Source organism: Shewanella nanhaiensis (assembly GCF_019457885.1).
In the GTDB taxonomy this organism is placed as follows: domain Bacteria; phylum Pseudomonadota; class Gammaproteobacteria; order Enterobacterales; family Shewanellaceae; genus Shewanella; species Shewanella nanhaiensis.
Window position 1 is genome coordinate 15,151 of record NZ_JAHZST010000003.1, and the last position, 19,202, is coordinate 34,352.

Annotated in this window: 15 protein-coding genes; 6 read left to right on the plus strand and 9 right to left on the minus strand. The window is 44.4% G+C overall.

Translation table 11 applies throughout. The annotated features are described in order from the left end of the window. Positions 1–80 precede the first annotated feature (80 nt). Entirely contained in the window at positions 81–1,064 is a 984-nt protein-coding gene (locus K0625_RS04670) for an ion channel (protein ID WP_220108616.1), read from the plus strand. Positions 1,065–1,669: 605 nt separating this feature from the next. Continuing rightward, positions 1,670–5,974, plus strand: a complete 4,305-nt coding sequence (gene fdhF, locus K0625_RS04675; protein ID WP_220108617.1) for a formate dehydrogenase subunit alpha — start codon at positions 1,670–1,672, stop codon at positions 5,972–5,974. A gap of 49 nt (positions 5,975–6,023) precedes the next feature. Here fdhF and chrA read toward each other — a convergent pair whose 3' ends face one another. From chrA to ohrR, 3 genes are all read right to left on the minus strand, one after another. Next, positions 6,024–7,184, minus strand: a complete 1,161-nt coding sequence (gene chrA, locus K0625_RS04680) for a chromate efflux transporter (protein WP_220108618.1) — start codon at positions 7,182–7,184, stop codon at positions 6,024–6,026. Between the two features lie 75 nt (positions 7,185–7,259). After that, entirely contained in the window at positions 7,260–8,435 is a 1,176-nt protein-coding gene (locus tag K0625_RS04685; RefSeq protein ID WP_220108619.1) for an FAD-dependent oxidoreductase, read from the minus strand. Positions 8,436–8,444: 9 nt separating this feature from the next. Further along, the gene (ohrR, locus tag K0625_RS04690; protein ID WP_220108620.1) at positions 8,445–8,900 is read right to left on the minus strand and encodes a transcriptional regulator OhrR; all 456 of its coding nucleotides are present in this window, start codon (positions 8,898–8,900) and stop codon (positions 8,445–8,447) included. Between the two features lie 273 nt (positions 8,901–9,173). On the opposite strand from ohrR, the gene K0625_RS04695 reads away from it, so the two are divergent. The 3 genes from K0625_RS04695 to K0625_RS04705 all read left to right on the plus strand — a co-directional run bounded on the left by K0625_RS04695 (position 9,174) and on the right by K0625_RS04705 (position 11,517). Continuing rightward, entirely contained in the window at positions 9,174–9,620 is a 447-nt protein-coding gene (locus K0625_RS04695; protein WP_220108621.1) for an OmpA family protein, read from the plus strand. Between the two features lie 171 nt (positions 9,621–9,791). Further along, entirely contained in the window at positions 9,792–11,216 is a 1,425-nt protein-coding gene (locus K0625_RS04700; RefSeq protein ID WP_220108622.1) for a cytochrome C biosynthesis protein, read from the plus strand. A 112-nt stretch (positions 11,217–11,328) separates the two neighbouring features. Then, a complete protein-coding gene (locus K0625_RS04705) occupies positions 11,329–11,517 on the plus strand; it encodes a cytoplasmic protein (protein WP_220108623.1) in 189 nt (62 codons plus the stop codon). A gap of 43 nt (positions 11,518–11,560) precedes the next feature. Here the strand turns inward: K0625_RS04705 and K0625_RS04710 are convergent, their stop codons facing one another. From K0625_RS04710 to K0625_RS04725, 4 genes are all read right to left on the minus strand, one after another. Continuing rightward, the gene (locus K0625_RS04710; RefSeq protein ID WP_232846936.1) at positions 11,561–12,616 is read right to left on the minus strand and encodes a GGDEF domain-containing protein; all 1,056 of its coding nucleotides are present in this window, start codon (positions 12,614–12,616) and stop codon (positions 11,561–11,563) included. A gap of 215 nt (positions 12,617–12,831) precedes the next feature. Beyond that, positions 12,832–14,400, minus strand: coding sequence for an alkyl hydroperoxide reductase subunit F (gene ahpF / locus K0625_RS04715; protein ID WP_220108625.1), 1,569 nt, complete (start codon positions 14,398–14,400; stop codon positions 12,832–12,834). 182 nt (positions 14,401–14,582) lie between these two features. Further along, complete coding sequence (ahpC, locus tag K0625_RS04720; RefSeq protein ID WP_220108626.1) at positions 14,583–15,152, minus strand: alkyl hydroperoxide reductase subunit C; 570 nt, start codon at positions 15,150–15,152, stop codon at positions 14,583–14,585. 209 nt (positions 15,153–15,361) lie between these two features. Continuing rightward, the gene (locus tag K0625_RS04725; RefSeq protein ID WP_220108627.1) at positions 15,362–16,105 is read right to left on the minus strand and encodes a spermidine synthase; all 744 of its coding nucleotides are present in this window, start codon (positions 16,103–16,105) and stop codon (positions 15,362–15,364) included. A gap of 318 nt (positions 16,106–16,423) precedes the next feature. On the opposite strand from K0625_RS04725, the gene K0625_RS04730 reads away from it, so the two are divergent. Then, complete coding sequence (locus K0625_RS04730) at positions 16,424–16,951, plus strand: DUF3332 domain-containing protein (RefSeq protein WP_012323565.1); 528 nt, start codon at positions 16,424–16,426, stop codon at positions 16,949–16,951. A 322-nt stretch (positions 16,952–17,273) separates the two neighbouring features. Here K0625_RS04730 and K0625_RS04735 read toward each other — a convergent pair whose 3' ends face one another. Both K0625_RS04735 and K0625_RS04740 read right to left on the minus strand, forming a co-directional pair. After that, the gene (locus tag K0625_RS04735) at positions 17,274–18,011 is read right to left on the minus strand and encodes a dienelactone hydrolase family protein (RefSeq protein WP_065188197.1); all 738 of its coding nucleotides are present in this window, start codon (positions 18,009–18,011) and stop codon (positions 17,274–17,276) included. A 124-nt stretch (positions 18,012–18,135) separates the two neighbouring features. Then, positions 18,136–19,128 (minus strand): 2-hydroxyacid dehydrogenase, encoded by a 993-nt coding sequence (locus tag K0625_RS04740; protein WP_220108961.1) that lies wholly within the window; start codon positions 19,126–19,128, stop codon positions 18,136–18,138. Positions 19,129–19,202: the final 74 nt, after the last annotated feature.

Sequence of the window (19,202 nt, forward strand, 5' to 3'; positions counted from 1 at the left end):
CTAAGCTATCGGTTATTTACCACTTTTATCAAGGAGTAATAAAATTCACAATTTTCAAACCTCATGTCTATACTTTCAGGATGAATGAAAAAACACCCACTTGCTGCTACCACGAAGATGAAGGCTTCTCCTGCACTGAGCCGGCGGAGCCATCTGGTTTATGCTATTGGCACGATCCTAAAATCCTCAAAAACAAACCTGATGATGTGCAGAAGTTAGAGAAGTTTGCACGCGAAGGGGGGATGTTGCGTGGCATAGCGCTAAAGCGCGCTAAACTGCCAGGAATTGATCTGGTACGACACCATCAGAAAACAGGTTTTGATATGACTCATGCTGAGTTATACCGAGCCGATCTTCAGGGCGCTCACCTTTTCAATCTTAATTTGCAAAATGCCAGCCTAATGAAGGCCGATTTAAGAGATTCAAATGTTCACTGTGCCAACTTGGTGGGCGCAAATCTGCTTGGGATCAAATGGAACGGTGCCAAGATTGAAAATATAGCCACAGGTAAAAAAATTAAACAGGAGATATTGGCACATGAGGCCGATCGTGTTGGAGAGCGCGAGATAGCCAATGATTACTTTGAGCAGGCAGAGGAGATCTACAGAGATCTGCGTAAAGCCGCCGAACGCGAAGGTTTATTTGCCATGTCCGGTGACTATATTCGTAAAGAGCTTACTATGCGGCGCCACCAGATGCCGCAGTACAGTTACAAGCGTATGGTCTCAAAAGTTATCGATGTTTTCTGTGGTTACGGCGAAGCGCCGATGCGAGTGATAGGTTTCTCCATGGGACTTATCATGGTATGTGCCATACTCTATTTCTTTACCGGTTTAAGCTATGGTTCTCAGTTGCACCAATTTCAGGTAAGTAACGACTTTCAGACTAATTTTTATCTATTTTTTAATTGTATCTACTACTCAGTGGTTACGTTTACCACCTTAGGCTATGGAGATTTTACCCCTGTGGGGTTATCTAAGGTCATCGCCGCAATAGAGGCATTTACTGGCAGCTTTACCATCGCGCTCTTCGTGGTTGTTTTTGTAAAGAAAATGACTCGTTAGCCATAAGCTAGTATGTGCAGTCAGTTTTCACCATCGCACAGTATTTCTTGGTTGTTTTTGTAAAGAAAATGACTCGTTAGCCATAAACTAGTATGTACAGCCAGTTTTCACCATCACACAGTATTTCGTGGTTGTTTTTGTAAAGAAAATGACTCGTTAGCCATAAGCTAATATGTGCAGCCAGTTTTCACCATCGCACAGTATTTCTTGGTTGTTTTTGTAAAGAAAATGACTCGTTAGCCATAAGCTAGTATGTGCAGTCAGTTTTCACCATCGCACAGTATTTCGTGGTTGTTTTTGTAAAGAAAATGACTCGTTAATCCGATTTATCCCAGATCTGCTTATTCTTTAATAAGCAGATCTGTGGCGAGTTCAAACTTCACTAACCAAGCAAGGTTACATCGAACACAATCTCCCCATCATTTGTGATGTTCACTGCAAAATCATCTTATAAATAGAGAGGTTAGACCCTTTCTTAAAACCCCCTTAGTTATACTCGCCATCAAGAAAGTCGACTAATCCTAAGTCATATTCAGCAAGTCTAGCCTGTCGCTGAAAACACGCTATAAAAACTCGAATAAAAGCCAATTAATGAAGGTAACACCATGAAAGAACTTACAATAGATGGTAAGTGTCTATCGGCTAATCCAGAAACAACTCTGTTCAACATCGCAAAAGAAGCTGGGATCACTATCCCTAATCTTTGTCAGCAGCAGAATGGCCTTAACTTCCCCAATAACAATAACAATAACGAGAAGAGCCACTGCAATCTGTGTCAGGTGGAAGTGCAAACCTTCGATCACCAGAATCAAGCAAATACGGTCACAGTCAGAGCCTGTGATACTCAGTTAGTTTCCCTCTATTCAAGTCACACCCAGAGTGTTGAAGTTATCACCCAATCAACTCGGCTTAGTTTGCTCAGGCAAGCGGCGCTAAATGAGATCCTTAAAGATCACTTCGCCGACTGTCAGGCTCCCTGCCAACAAGCCTGCCCAGCAGGTGTCGATGTGCAATCTTACCTCTTTCATATCGCACAAGGAGATCACACAGAAGCGGTAAAAGTGATAAAGCAAACCTTGCCACTTCCCCTCTCCATAGGACGAGTTTGCCCCGCTTTTTGTGAAACCGAGTGTCGACGTGGCTTAGTCGATGAACCTGTGGCCATTAGACAGCTAAAACGTCACGCAGCCGATCTCGATATTCAGGACGAGTTCAGCTATATGCCGGAGAAGTTGCCAGCAACGGGTAAAAAGGTCGCGATAATTGGCAGCGGACCTGCGGGGATCACCACAGGTTATTATCTCTCAAACTCGGGCCATGATGTCACTATCTTTGAGGCGATGCCAAAAGCTGGTGGCTGGCTTCGTTATGGCATCCCTGAATATCGACTGCCTAAGGCGATCCTAGACAAAGAGATTGAACAGCTGTGCAAGAATGGCTTAAAAATCCAGACCAATACTAAGCTTGGTAAACAGATACACCTTAACCAACTGGTCGAAGAGTTCGATGCGGTTTGTCTAGCGATAGGCGCTCAAAAAGCCGTACCTATGGATTATCCAGGCAGCGATCTGGCAGGCTGTTACTTAGGTGTTGACTACCTAAAAGATCACTGCACAGATAAACATCTGATCACAGGTAAGAAAGTGATGGTGATTGGAGGAGGAAATACCGCTATCGATTGTGCTCGCACCGCTAAACGTGAAGGCGCAGAAGTCACACTCGTCTACCGACGTACGCGGGATGAGATGCCAGCAGAGCTCTATGAGATAGAGGAAGCTGAGCATGAGGGGATTAAGTTTCACTACTTGACCAACCCAATTGAGAACCACAGTGACTCTCAAGGACGTGTTATGAGTGTCACCCTTGAAAAGATGACATTAGGCAAGCCAGATCCATCAGGGCGAAGAGCGCCCATCCCTACAGGTGAAACTTTCACTGAAGAATTTGATACCGTTATCCCAGCGGTCTCTCAGACACCGGATATGGCATTTCTATCCGATCCACAGAGTCAGCTCACTACAGGAGAGCTAGCCCTCACTCGCTGGAACACCTTCCAAGGTTGTGAGCAGACCATGTCTGCAGGCCTATCAACCAAGATAGATAAACTCTTTGTACTTGGTGACTCGAGAACGGGTCCTGCTACTGCAGTAGCCGCCGTTGCAGATGGTAGAAAAGCCGCACAAGCGATCGAAAAGCTACTCACCTCAGGCTTAAGTTGTGAGCTGGTACAGCGCGAATTTAATTCAACTAAATCAATAGAATCCGCAAAGATTAATGGCAGTATTTACCCTAATACACCTAAACAGCCGAAGGCAAAAATGCCTGAGCTTAGCATTAAAGAGAGGTCACTCAATTTCAATGAGATTGAGCTAGGCTTTGAGCCCAGCGAGGCGATGAAAGAGGCAGCAAGGTGCCTTGAGTGTGCCTGTCAGGCCAATACAGATTGTAAGCTTCGAGATTATGCCACCGAATATAAGGTTGATAGCAGTGCTGTGGATGCCACCCATTCAGCCCCCTCTCCCAGACAGTTCAGTGTCGATAACTCAAGTCCCTTTATCACCTTCGACGCCAACCGATGTATAAGCTGCGGTGCATGCGTCGATATCTGTCAGCAACAAAGTGGCCATAAGGCGATCTGCTTCACAAAGGATCATTATCAAGCACTCCCGACCCAAGAGAAAAACTCAGAACGAAGAGCGCCGCGAGTAGGGTTTGCTGCCACCATGTTAGACAGTAACTGTGTGCAGTGTGGTAACTGTATTCAGGTCTGCCCTACTGGCGCCCTTGTTGATGCCAGAGACAAGACTCAAGGCCGCACAAAGCCTAGTGAACAAGCCAGTACCATATGTACATACTGCGGCATAGGTTGCCGCCTCAATATGCATGTAGACAGAGAGAATAACAAGATAACCCGAGTCAGTGGCGATCCCGACTCAGTCGTCAACCAAGGCATGCTGTGTGTTAAGGGGCGCTTTGGTTTCGATTTTATCGCTAGCAAGCACAGACTCACCCAGCCACTGCTGCGCAAAGATAAACAACTTGTGCCGGTATCTTGGAGTGAAGCATTAGACTTTATCGGCACTAAACTTAGGCATATTATCAGATCCCACGGCGGTAATGCCGTTGCAGGACTCGCCTCAGCCAAAGCTACCAATGAAGATAACTATCTGTTTCAAAAATTATTCAGGGCTATTATCGGCACAAACAATATCGATCATTGTGCGCGCCTCTGTCATGCCTCAACAGTCACTGCGCTGCAAGAGAGCCTAGGCAGCGGTGCAATGACCAATGATATTCCAGGCATTGTAGATTCTGATCTTATCTTTATCATAGGATCCGATACCAGCAACGCGCACCCAATTATCGCCTCCCATATAAAATCAGCCATTCGCGAGCATGGGGCGACCTTGCTTGTGGCCGACCCCAAAAGAGTCGATATTGCCGATCATGCCAAGCTCTATGTCAGCCAGAAGCCAGGCACAGATGTGATGCTGCTCAACGCCATCATGCAAATTATCATCAAAAATGATTGGCACGATCTCGATTATATTCAAGCTAGGGTCGATGACTACAGCTCACTCTATGATGAGGTGATGAAAAGCGACTACAGCCTTGAAAATGCAGCTCTAATAACTGGTGTTCCTGCCAAACAGATTGCTGAAATGGCTAACATGATTGGTACAGCAACAAAAACTGCCGTCTACTATGCCATGGGCGTAACCCAACATACCTCAGGCCATAACAATGTTACTGCCATCGCCAATCTGCAGCTGCTTTGTGGCAATATAGGTATCAAGGGGGGCGGCATTAATCCTCTTAGAGGACAGAGTAATGTTCAAGGAGCCTGCGACATGGGCGCCCTACCAAACTACTTCAGCGGCTACCAGCGAGTTGACGACCCTTTGGTTCAGGTTCGTTTTCGAGAAGCTTGGGGCGTAGAAGATCTCCCTCATCAGATCGGGTTAGCCGCAACCGAAATGATGCAGGCCTTATCCCATGGGGAGTTAAAAGCGCTCTATGTGGTGGGAGAAAACCCAGTATTGAGCGATCCCGATCAAGCCCATGTTCTGCAGGCGCTCAAAAAAGCAGAGTTGTTAATTGTACAAGATATCTTCCTTACAGAGACCGCAGCACTGGCAGATGTCGTGCTTCCCGCAAATGCTTTCGCAGAAAAAAGCGGTCACTTTACCAATACCGAGCGACGAATTCAGCAGCTACAAACTGTAGTCAAAGCCCCTGGCAGTGCAAGACTCGACTGGCTGATAATTCAAGATATCGCCAATAAACTCGGCGCAGATTGGCACTATAGAGATGAAGAACAGATCTGGCACGAGATCACCAGTGTGACTCCGCAATACAGAGGAGCTAGCTGGCAGGCGATAGATAGTCGTACTCGGAATGGAAAACTGGGGATCCAATGGCCTTGCCCAGCAGAAAACCATCCAGGGACTCCAATTTTACACACCACTAAATTTACCCGAGGCCGGGCAAAGATGACGCCTGTAAGTTACAGCTTACCTGCCGAGCCCACTTGCAGTGAATACCCACTAACCCTATCGACGGGGCGACTACTGGAACAGTTCCACACAGGCACACTGACTCGTAAAACACCGGGGTTAGATGAACTTGGTAAACCAAAAGTGATGATATCCGTCTTCGATGCCGACAAGCTAGGTATAAACAATGGTGATATGCTGAAGATATCCAGTCGCCGAGGTGAGATAGAGATCAACGCTTTTGTCACTCGTCGTGCTCAGGTGGGCGTCCTGTTTCTCCCGTTTCATTTCGTTGAAGCGGCCGCCAATAAACTCACCATTAACGCAATCGATCCTATCGCCAAGATCCCTGAATTTAAGATCTGTGCAGTTAAGGTTGAAAAAGTGTCAGTAACAGCAGAGCTGAGCGAGTAAAAGGAGTAAGCCGGAACTGTCCCTTCCGGCTTTACCTAGCCTTAAGTCTTTAGCTGATAACAGCCCCAGCAATGGCAAAACTAAGCACCAGATAGAAGATATTTGGCTTTAATAGCTTAAATAAGGCAAACCCTATCACCACCAATACCATATCTAAGTTATCTTTGACCGCACTGGTAAAGATAGGATCATAGAGCGCCGCCAACAAAAAGCCGACTACGCACGCATTCACGCCAGCTATCGCCCCAGTAATTTTCGGTCTGCCACTCATTGCATGCCAGCTTTTCAGTGCAACTAACATCAGCAGAAAGCCAGGTAGAAAAATAGCGAGCGTTGCAACCAATGCTCCAAGCAGAGGCTGAGCTACCCAGATTTCAGCCCCTAGGTATGCTGCTAGGGCAAACATAGGACCGGGGACAGCTTGGGCTAAAGCATAACCTGTTAAAAACTGATCGCCGCTCATCGCATCACCGACACTCGACTGTAGCAGAGGCAACACAACATGTCCGCCACCGAAAACTAAGCTGCCAACCTGATAAAACTGACTAAATAAACCTAATAAACCTGACTCTTGGGAAGAGATACCTCCAAAGAGCATTATACTTGATCCAATAAACAGTAAAGTAAATAGTCCCAGCCAGAGATAGTTAAGCTTAATACTCTGTTTGGGCTCGCCTAAGCTATCGGTTGACGACAGCCACTGCTGGCCTACAACAGCGGCAAGCATTAAGAGTGCAAACTGTATCCAAATTCCCGGAAAGAGTGAGATAACGGCGAAGCTAGTTAACATAAGCAAAATTGCTGTTTTCCGCTGACAAAACTGCTTAAACATGATCCAGACAGCATCGGCCACCACTACCACCGCCAGCAGCTTAAGGCCGTGGATAACTCCTAATGTTATCGGGTAATTCAGTAACTGACTGCTGGTTACCGCAAACAGAAAAAGCAAAATAAAGGAGGGAAGCGTAAAACCGACAAAAGCCGCAAGTCCCCCTAATAAGCCGCCTCTATGGTAACCGATAGCAAAGCCTACTTGGCTCGATCCTGGCCCCGGCATAAACTGACTCAGGGCAACCAAACTACCGTAGTGTTTATCATCTAACCAGGCCAACTCTTGAACAAAGGTCTGCCTGAAGTAACCGATATGTGCGGCGGGGCCGCCGAAAGAGATTAAACCTAATGAGAAAAAACGAATAAAAATCTGCAGCATAAATCCAGAATGGTACTCAATAAAAATTTGGCGGATTTTAACATTGAAATATGACATTCATATGAATTGTCATCGCTAATAAAGAGGCAGCCTGTCGACATCTGCAATCTCAACTCTTTCACCTAAGCGCTCATGAAGCCAATGGGTCACCTCTTTGGCTGTTGAGCGAAATGTTGTGAGCTTGCCGCCATAGAGGGTGAGAAATCTGGGGTGTGATTCACGAGATTGCAACCAAAGCTCTCGAGAGCGTTCAAACGCTTGCCCAGCTTGCTTAGGCAGCACTCTTACTCCACAAAAAGTGTCATAGATCTTGACCTCTAACGCCTCTATATCGCCAGATTCAGGGAAATAGCGGCGATAGATCCCCAACAAATAATAGATCTCCTCTCTAGTAGGTTGAGGTTTTTCATCTAAGCTTGCTAGGGTCGTTTCCGTGGTTCCCAGCAAAGTTTTACCCTCCCAGGGCATAACAAATACGACTCTTTCATCGAAGCAGGATTCCAGATACAAGATCCCATCGGGAGAGGGGATATCGAGTAAAAGGTGGCTGCCCTGTATCAATTCAATCTCCTCTTTTGCCATTGGAGGAGTGACGCATCCAATAAGTTTATTAACCCAAGGGCCTGTCGCATTAACAACACACGAAGCCGTTACTTTGCAGCGTTCATCTTGATAAAGGTAGCTCACTTCACAGTTGTCAGGTCGATGTACAAGTGCATCGCACTCAGCACCTTGTAACACTTTAGCCCCTAACGCTACAGCACTTCTCACCACCGCCTTAGTCAGCGCTTTGTCATCAGTTTGCGCATCCCAGTATTGAAAAACAGCCTCTAAGCCCTGTAACTTTAGTCCCTTAATATTCGGCCATTGAACCGCAGGAAGGCTCTTAAACTGACCTAAAGGATCCAACTCGCTGAGCAGAGCATAGGCACTCAATCCAGCGCGTATTGTCCATTGACTTCGCTGGCTATTTTCATAAATAGGGATATAAAAAGGGATAGGTTTGACTAAATTGGGGGCCAATTTGAGCAATGATCGACGTTCAGAGAGAGACTTTCTAACCAAAGAGAGCTGGCCAGACTCAAGATACCTCAATCCACCATGAATTAACTTACTCGAATTTGCCGATGTTTGTTCAGCGATCTCGCCCTTTTCAAGTAACAGTACACTATACCCTGCCGCAGAGGCGCACTGAGCTATGCCCGCCCCGTTGATACCACCACCTATGATAACGAGATCGAATCTGTCCATACAAATGCCTTACTCTTGCTCAGCCTGAGTCAAACTTATATAAGCTTGATCGCACAGCGACTTTAGCTCGGAAAAAACTTCAGGTTTGATATTGAGCTTGCAACGCATCTTCTCAGGCACCTTAGCTGCAAACTGTTTTAACTCTCGCCCTTTCTCTGTGGTATGCAGTACCCTCACCCTTTCATCGACTTCGCTTCTTCCTCTGCTGACCAGCCCTTTAGTTTCCAAACGTTTCAACAGTGGCGTTAACGTACCAGAGTCAAGATGAAGTTGTTCACCTAAGGTTTTTACACTGATCCCCTCATTATCCCACAGCACTAACATGGCCAAATATTGAGGATAGGTAAGATCGAGTTCATTGAGTAGAGGACGATACGCTCTGACCATAGCATTAGTGGCACTGTAGAGAGAGAAACAGACTTGACTGTCCAGTGAGAGAGGATTGCTCTTTTGATCTATTGACATATATCCTTGAAGCTCATTTGATTGCGCACAATGCACTTATTGTGCTCCACTCCTCATCGACTTTCAAATAAGAATTTTGTCTGACAAATATCGATATTTAAAATTCCCGACTAAATAACTCAGATATTTGATATAATAATCCGTTGTTTCGACATCTTACAGATTGATTTTGGCCTTGTATTAGCTTAAATTAGCAGCAGAAAGTACCAGGACCATCAAGATTACACCAACAAATCACCATTTAGGCATGTATTACTTCACAGGGAGCCCATAATGAGAGTGATAACCACCATTTTACTGCTACTAGCAGCAGGAAGCGCTACTGCACAATGCGATCCCAGCATTCATATGTTTAATATCCCATACGAGAAAAATAGCTCTTACTTCCCAAGCGCTTACTCCTCCAAACTCGATGCGATTAGTGAGGAGCACAAGGGAGAGGATGGCTACTTGCTTTTGGAGTTTCAGGTACAAGAAAAGCAAAGAAGTGATGAGCTAAGAGCCTATAACTTGTGGCTGGCTCAGCGCAGAATCGACAGGGTAAAAAGCTACCTAACCGATGCTCATTTTGCCGCTCCAGTTGTAACAAGGATCTTAACCGCTGGTGTCGATAAGCGACGGGATATTAGCGTAAGCTGGTGCCCGTCTGAAAAAACACCTTCACCAGTTCGACTTGTAGAGAGTAAAGAGGCCTTAGTTAACGGTAAAGTTAAGCTATAAATACCGATAGAATAATTATTAAGAGTATAAACCCGTCACATTTCCCGGTGATTCGAGATTCAGGTTGCAATTACAGAACCTTTATTTATCAGCTCAGATAAATAAACGTAAAGTAATTAATAACAAATATCTCAATGATGCTCCAAATAGGAGCATCCCCGTGGAGGGAATATGGCCAGAATTATCCTTTTACTGATTGCTTTCTGCCTAGGGGCATTTTCAGCCCCAATGACTTTAGCTTCAACAACACCTAGCTCAACATCAGAAAACGTACAAACTTGGCACTATATGGATGAACAAGGGGAGCTGAAAGTCAAACTCTACTTCTTCTGGTCCAAAACCTGCCCTCACTGCGCCGAAGCTCATCCATTTATCGACTCCTTACCCGAACGTTACCCTTGGATTGAGCTATCATCACATATGATCTCAGCGCCGGGTTCGATGGAAAAGTGGCAAGATATTGCATCAAAAACAGGTACCAAAGCCAGCTCAGTCCCTTACATGGCCATGTGCGAGAACGCCGTTATTGGTTACAGCAGTGAAGCAGTAACAGGCCAATACCTAGTAAACCAACTAAAGCAGTGTTATCAATCTTTAGGAGGCACACTCGATCCTAATGACACCTTTGTACCAAGCTCAGCGCCAAACGGGGATAAGCCGCTATTTGGTACCTGTAGTGATGGAACCGCTGAAGATGGCAATGCAGGTACCTGCGACTTAAATACTGAACCTCGACAAACCAGTACCAGCTCAGTGCAACCTGTCGAGCTTCCATTTTTAGGTGTTGTAGCCCCAGAACAGCTCTCTTTGCCATTATTGACAGTCGTGTTAGCTGGCGTCGATGCATTCAACCCCTGCGCCTTCTTTGTACTACTGTTTTTACTCTCTATTATGGTTAACGCTAAAAGCCGAACACGTATGTTGATTGTTGGCGGCATCTTTGTCTTCTTCTCAGGCTTTATCTACTTCCTGTTTATGATTGCCTGGCTCAATATCTTTGAGTTACTCGGGGCGGGAAGTGATGGAGGCATGATAATCCTTGGGGCTGGAGTTTTGGCCTTAATTGCTGGAGTGATAAATATTAAAGATTACTTCTTTACTAAGGGAGAGGTCACACTCTCCATGTCAGCAGAGAATCGTACAGGGCTAATAAAACGCATGGGCAAACTGACGAGTGCAAGTAGCATGGCCGCGATGATTGCAGGCACAGTGGTACTGTCAATTCTTGCAAACGCTTATGAGCTATTATGTACAGCAGGCTTCCCCATGATCTACACCAGTGTTTTAGCGATGCATGAACTGCCAGACCTTGAACGTTATATGTATCTGGCCTTCTACAACATAGTGTATGTCATTCCACTGGCTATTATCGTTATCGCCTTTAGCGCCACTTTAGGTAAACGTAAGCTAACAGAGAAAGAGGGACAAACCCTTAAGTTGATGTCAGGTATTATGATGATAGGCTTAGGCGGCACTTTAGCGATGGATCCAACCGCACTACAAAATGTGGCTCTGGCCATTGGCCTTATTTTAAGCTCCATCCTCTTAACCATCGCCATCACTATTACCAGAAAAGTGTTAGCTAAGAGAGCTTAATTTTTACTCGGCTCGATTTGGTTCGATACCATTACTCAACTACACTAAAGTTAATGGTATCTGAGCCGATAGATATTTAATCACTAAGAGCTGAACTTAAGATGAGGTCGCAATGGCAATCACAATTGGAACTGCAAATTTAGAGCCAAATTTAAGCAATGGTAATATTGGAGTAAAGGTCGCCCAACTCGCAAAAGAGCAGCAACAGGTTGAAGGTGAGATTGCCCTGCAACTCATACAAGCGACAGAACCTGCAGCCCCAAGCGGTAATGCTGGCCATAATATCAATATCAAAGTATAGCTAAACGAACTGAATCAAGAGCGCCCTCTCCAAGGGCGCAATTTTAAGCAGCAATAAACCTATCCCTTCCGCTCGATTTAGCTTGATATAGCAAGCTATCAGCACACTCCAATAACTCCTGTGCTCCCATCCCCTCTTTCCAAAGTGTCACACCTTGGGAGATAGTAACCAAAGATCCAATATCGGAATCAGGATGTGGTAATTTAGCAGTAGCCAGCTTTCTCTTTAATGCTTCTGCAATCTCAATACAACCTGCAAGGTCGGTTTCAGGAAGCAATAGGACGAACTCTTCACCACCGTATCTGGCGGCCAGATCTCGAGGTCGATTCGCAGTAACAGTTAAAATTTTTGCAATTTCAACTAAACACTCATCTCCACTTTGGTGTCCTGCACTATCATTGAGCCGTTTAAAGTAATCCACATCAATTAACACCAAACCTAAAGGGTGACGAGTACGCTCTGATGCTCGGATCTCCTGCAGAAGGATCTCATCGAAATGTCGACGATTACTGATATCGGTTAGGCTATCGACTAATGCCAAACGCCTAAATTGAGCTAAGAGGTACTGTTTTTCAACATTGCGCAGAATCGCTTTATTAAACCATGATGAAAGCACTTTCTGCCCAGATACTATAATCGCTAAGAAACAAAAAAACTTAGTGAGCGGAAACAGGTACTGGTCTGGCACCACCAACACTCTTTCGGAGCAACTAAACACCATTAAGGGCAAGACTCCCAGCAGCATTAAGTTTCTATTTGGGAAAACCGCTATCGCAATGGTTAACACCAAAATATCAATGATTGACTCGACACCAGCCAGTGCAGCATAGGATGGGATTTTATCGTAGGTAAAGTGAAATAGACGCCAAACTAGGTATACCCAAACTATCTCCAATAGAAAAAGATAACTGTACAAGCCCCAAGTTGCGATATTCTCTCTCTTAACGAAATAAGCGGCTAAAGCACCAGAGAAAGTTATTATGACAAGGGGGGAAACCATAAAAATGGCTTCGTAAAACACCGATATATCTGAGTTTTGCAAATATATATTGAATAGGATTGCCAGCAACATAAACAGAGAGATTACAGTAGCCCACATCGCTCCTTTAATTAGATAAAGGTGAGTCTCTGTTTTTAATTGCCGCTCAAAAGAGGGCAAATTTGCGTTGATACCGATACTAATCACCTTAAAACTTGTGGCAGAAAATTCTAACAAACTTCAAAGCTAATGTGTTTAAAAGTATCCAAAAATTATAAAAAAAGCAGCCAGTCTTATGACTGGCTGAAAGATGAAAAACGTTGGAATAGTGAAGTTTAAGCTGCAGCTTGTGACTGCTCCGGTGCGCTATGCCTAATGAGGTAATCAAAAGCCCCCAGTGATGCGGTAGCGCCACTGCCCATGGCTATAATGATCTGCTTATAAGCTGAGTTAGTCACATCCCCTGCAGCAAATGCACCCGGTAGAGATGTTTCACCTTTGCCATCGACAATTATCTCGCCTCGTTCAGTTAATGATATTGTCTCTTTTAGCCACTCTGAGTTAGGGACCAAACCTATCTGGACAAATATGCCAGCTAGCTCAAGATGATGACTTTCTCCTGTCGCTCTATCGGTGTAATTAAGCCCGTTTACTCGCTTACCATCACCGACCACTTCTGTCGTCATCGCTTGGGTAATGATCTTAATATTCCCCATAGAAGCAGCTTTACGTTGTAGCACCTCATCGGCTCTTAAATTAGTATCAAACTCCAATACGGTAACATGTTCAACGATGTTGGCTAAGTCAATTGCCGCTTCGATGCCTGAATTACCGCCACCAATCACAGCAACGGATTTACCTTTAAATAGCGGACCATCACAGTGAGGGCAGTAAGCCACACCTTTACCACGATACTCCTGCTCACCAGGGACGTTCATCTCACGCCATCTAGCACCTGTTGCTAATAGCACGGTTTTACTTCTTAATTTGGCGCCATTTTCCAGCTCCAACTCAAAAAGTTCACCAGACTTAAGTGATAATGCTCTTTGATTATCCATGATATCAACATCATACTCATGAACATGGGCTTCCAAATTTGCAACCAGCTTAGGACCTTCAGTCGCCTTTACAGAGATAAAGTTCTCGATACCAACGGTTTCAGCCACTTGGCCACCAAACTTGTCAGCAACAATGCCAGTACGTAACCCTTTACGAGCGGCATAAATAGCAGCTGAAGCACCAGCGGGGCCGCCACCAACGACAAGTACATCGAACGCCTCTTTTTCTGCAATCACTTCTGCTTGACGAGCCGCAGCGCCAGTATCCAGCTTATTCAGAATTTCGGTGAGGCTTATCCTACCTTGGGCAAACACTTTGCCATTTAGGTAAACCGAAGGCACAGCTAAAATATCACGCTCAAATACCTCTGTTTGAAATAGTGAGCCATCGATCATGACATTGGTAATATTGGGATTGATCGCTGCCATCATATTCAAGGCCTGCACCACGTCGGGGCAGTTTTGGCAGCTAAGAGAAACGTAAGTTTCAAAATGGTATTCACCTGGCAACGCCTTAATCTGATCTATCACCTCATCATCTAGTTTCAGTGGGTGACCACCAGTGTGTAGCAGTGCGAGTACAAGTGAAGTAAATTCGTGGCCCATAGGGAGGCCCGCAAAAGTGATATCAGTTTGTGTCTCTACACTAGTCACTTTCATCGAAGACATACGCTTACCTTCTGCTTCAGTAATGCTCACTAATGGTGACAAACTTTCGATATCCTGAGCCAAGGCTTTAAGTTCTTGGGCTTTAGGGCTTGAATCTGCAGACACGACAAGTTCAACTGGGCGCTTGAGGTTTTGCAGGTAGGTATTCAGTTGATTCTTAAGATTCGTATCTAACATGATAACTCCTAAAATTGACACTTATCTCTGTAAGCATCAATGAAAAACAGGGGGAAGAATGAGCTCAAACTTGCAGGGGGAGTTGAGCTCATTTGGAGATAAAAAGGTCACTGAAGTGCAAATCTATCCCTTCACTTCAGTGGCTAGTAGTTCGGAGATGAAGCCGCTACCAACAGGTTAAATTAAATTTTTCCGACTAGGTCAAGTGATGGAGCTAGCGTCTCTGCACCTGGTTGCCATGCAGCTGGACAAACTTCACCGTCGTGCTCAGCAACATATTGTGCAGCTTGGATTTTACGAACAAGTTCTGAAGCGCTACGGCCAATACCTAGGTCATGAACTTCTGCAACTTTGATCTCACCTTCTGGGTTAATAACGAAAGTACCACGTAGTGCTAAACCATCTTCCTCAATCATCACTCCGAAGTTACGTGTGATAGTACCAGTTGGGTCACCAATCATTGGGTAGTTGATCTTGTTGATGGTGTCTGAAGCATCATGCCAAGCTTTGTGAGTGAAGTGAGTGTCAGTAGATACTGAGTAAACTTCAACGCCCATAGATTGTAGCTTCTCATAATGGTCGGCCATGTCACCAAGCTCTGTTGGACATACAAACGTGAAATCAGCAGGGTAGAAGAAAACAACAGACCACTTACCTAATAGGTCTTGCTCAGAAACAGGAACAAACTCGCCCTTGTGGAATGCAGTTGCAGAAAAAGGCTTGATTTCAGTGTTGATGATAGATTGATTCATTTAAAGCTCCGTTAAAATTACTAATTAATTCATTCACCTGACGTTATATATAACTATCAGTTTGTTTTCGATGTGAAGATAATAGCGAGGAACTTAAATTAAATATAACGGGTAAATCCTATTATCCTAATCGATTTATCCGAACATATAAGTTAAAGAGAGGAAAAGGTAAGTCAGATAGACAAACTCGCTTGCCTATCTTCAGACTTTTATACCCAGTGGTCGAAACGAGTCAGTGAGCGACTCAAGGTAAAATCCAACTGCAGAGATAAACTGTGTGCTTTAGCTTTCATGCCGCTACTGGTAATATCTCGCTTTAATTTGCTGGCAAACACCACCCAATTTCCTCCTCCAGTTAAACATGCCCTTACCTCAACAAAGTAAGTTTGCAGTAACCCTAGCAACTCTCGATTTTGGCTATGCTCTTTCCAACAATTTAAGACCAGAAAACCGTCGGCTTTAATCATCATTGCGGCATTTTTGATGAAAGCTTCAGACAACTGGTTCTCATCAACACCATCGGCCCCATAGATATCGGCAAAAATAACATCGGCCTTTTTATGATCAGCCAACTCAAGAAACTCCGCCGCATCCTGGTGGATTAATATCAGTTTTTTGCCTATCGGTAGTTGAAAAAAACGTTTAGCTATCTCTATCACCTGAGCTCTTAGCTCTACCGCCGTTATCTTAATTCCAGCATCATAATGACGAAGTGCATGTATCAATCCACCTCCACCTAAACCCAGTATGACCACCCTCTTAGGCTTAATAAATAACAGAACCAATAACATAGCCTGTACATAAGTATGTTGAGGTAGAAAAGGTTGTAGCTTTAATAGCTTACTCTGCTCATCATTATCGCCAAATGAGAGCACACGCATATGCTTATCTTCCAATACTAATAGAGGACCATACTCATCTTCGCTCTGATATAATGTCTCAAGTTCTGCCATCGATACCTCCCCCTTAAATAAGCGGCGTAGTATGCGCTAAAACACTAAAATAACACACCCAAAAATCCTCTGACCATCTCGATAAGCCGATACAGGAGCTGTTATTGCTGAAGATACGAGGGTTAATCACAAAATGGTTAACGACGAATAAACGCTCGCTTTAAATCATAGTAAGAACAACTCCTCCCAATGAGTAACATCAAGATCGACTTAGCTAGCAATACTAACTAAAACTCAACCAAGATTTGTGATTAGGATCTCCAACAATAAATATCTAATCATTACAATCTGCTCGCTTTCCCACCAACGAAGATAATCATGAAAAAGACATTAATCTCTATCACACTTGCCACGCTATTAAGTACCCAACTCACAGGTTGCATGGGACAGATGGGACTGAGTGCTATGGTAACGAAGGGCAACTTAAGTGTTGTTGATAACCGCTTTGGTCGCGCAGGCTTATTTATGTTATTAAGCCCTGTCTATGGTTTAACTGCTACAGCAGATCTCTTTATATTCAATAGCATTGAGTTTTGGACTGGTACTAACCCAATAACCAAACGTTCACCGGCAGTCGTAGATATGCCAGTTGAAGCTATCTTTAAGGTTAATCCTCATCTGAATAAAGAGCTTACAAAAGCTCCTTTACCAGAAATTAAGCTTACCAATGCCACCATGGAAGCGACCAGTGAAGATACTTTAGTGATGACACTCAATTTCGATGACGGTAGTCAGCAGCTGATGTCAGGTAAAAAGAGCGGAGAACAGGTAGATTTCTATCTAGATAATGAATTTATCGCTCGCGTTAGCATTGAAGATCTTGCCAACTACAGCAAGCAGAGCTAAGTAATTTGCAGTAAGAGTCATATACCCAAGCTACCTCAAGATGCTCGTTTCAGAGCTCCTGTAGGATAGCTGAACAAGGCAGTGATTGAGGATAATGGTTATTCCCTTGTTGATATCACTAACGCAGTGCAGCGATTCTACGGGAACTCCCGAAGGGCATGGCGAGAAGCAACATTTTTCTGTGTTATGAAATATTGAATTAGAATAACTAGTCCTACTATTTTCATGCCTTGAACTCTGTCACTTCTCGACATGCTGAATCCTACATCTTGAAGTTGCTTGGGTATATATCATAACTCTTACTGCAACACCCCATCAGTGCTCAACGTAATATTCTGTGAAAAAAAGCGACAGCCTGTAGATACATCTGAATGGCTAAAGCAGGATCATAACGACTTTCACCATCGCGCATAAAGGCATGTTGCGCATTGACCTCCAACCAAGTGAACCTTCTCTGCGTACTCTCTAATTGCTCATACACACGTTTACGTCCCTCGGTTGAAACATGGGGATCTTGCTTGCCCCACACCATCACCAGCTCCCCCTGAATATCTGCGGTTTTGGAAAGAGAGTCATTTCCCTCTTCACTGGGTAAGGTACTTGAGTGGATATCGGTTGCGTATAAACAAAACGCTGCTGATATATCGGGGTTAATCGCAGCACGATAGGCTAAATGACCGCCAATACACACGCCCATACTACCAACCTGACTGGTACAAAAAGGCTGACTTCTGGCAAACTGAACCAGTGCCTCTGTATCAGAGTCATGACTCTCTAGGGGCTTAGCAAACTTATCTTCATTACCCTTATCTTTACCAGCATCATCATAAGCAAGCACAGTTCCTATTGGGTTGAGCTCATGAAACACTTCAGGAACCAGCACCACAAAACCATGGCCAGCCATAATTGTTGCGGCTCTTGCAATAGGTTCTGTTTGCTGAAAAATCTCGGAATAAAATAAAATGGTAGGAAATGGCCCCTCTTCATCGGGGCGATAAAGATAGGTTCGCATCACTCCAGTGGCGGTTGGAATATCGTGAACTTCATGGGTGACCATCATAATGTTAAAACTCTGGCTGATATTGAGCCTTTAATCTATCAGCCAAGCGTTGATTTGTCAGTTGTTATCACTCAACTTACACAAAAGAGGACTTGAATTTTTAATCTCCTCTTTATTTGTAAGCTTATGATTTTAATTCATTAGGGCAAGTTGCACCTTCGAGTAGCTGCTGCACATTAAGTAAACTCGTTGACGCGATGGCCTCTAAAGCCTCGGCTGTCAAAAATGCTTGATGACCTGTGAAGATAACGTTATGACAAGCAGATAAGCGTCTGAATACATCATCTTGAATAATCTCATTCGACTTGTCTTCAAAAAAGAGTGATTTCTCATTTTCATACACATCCAAACCTAGCGAGCCCAGTTGGCCTTTTTTAAGTGCCTCCATCGCATCCATTGCGTTTAACAAGCCTCCTCGGCTGGTGTTGATCACCATCACCCCTGGTTTCATTTTATCAAAGGTTTTAGCGCTTAAAAGGTGATGATTCTCAGGAGTCAGTGGACAATGCAAAGTGATGATATCCGACAGTGAGTAGAGCTCATCAAGAGACAGATAATCAATCCCAAGGTCTACCACCAGTGGATTTGGATAGGGATCGTGAGCAACCACCTTGCAGCCAAAACCTTGCAGTATTTTGATAGTTGCGACGCCTATTTTTCCCGTACCTATAACTCCAACAGTGCGACCATGCATGTTGAAACCTACTAACCCCTCCAGAGAGAAATTAGCATCACGGGTTCGCTGGTAGGCTTTATGGACCTTTCTGTTGAGAGTCAACATTAGGGCCACCGTATGCTCTGCAACAGACTCAGGTGAATATGCCGGAACATTAACGACTCGTAGACCTAAACGTTTAGCAGCAACAAGGTCGACATTATTAAACCCAGCGCAGCGCATAGCGATGATCTTAGTTCCATTTCTCGCAAGCTCAACTAACACCTCTTCACATAAAGAGTCATTCACAAAAGCGCAAATTGCCTCAAACCCATGAGCCAGCCGCACAGATTTCATGCATAAGCGATAGTCAAAATACTCTATTTCGGCGCCGAAAGTCTTATTGGCAAGGTCAAAGTGTTCCATGTCATAGTGTTTTGCACTAAAGAAACCTATTTTCATCATCTTCCCTATATCTAGCTCTATATTGCTTAGGTTTAAGAGTCTAATAGAAACCTATGTTTAATTCACCAACT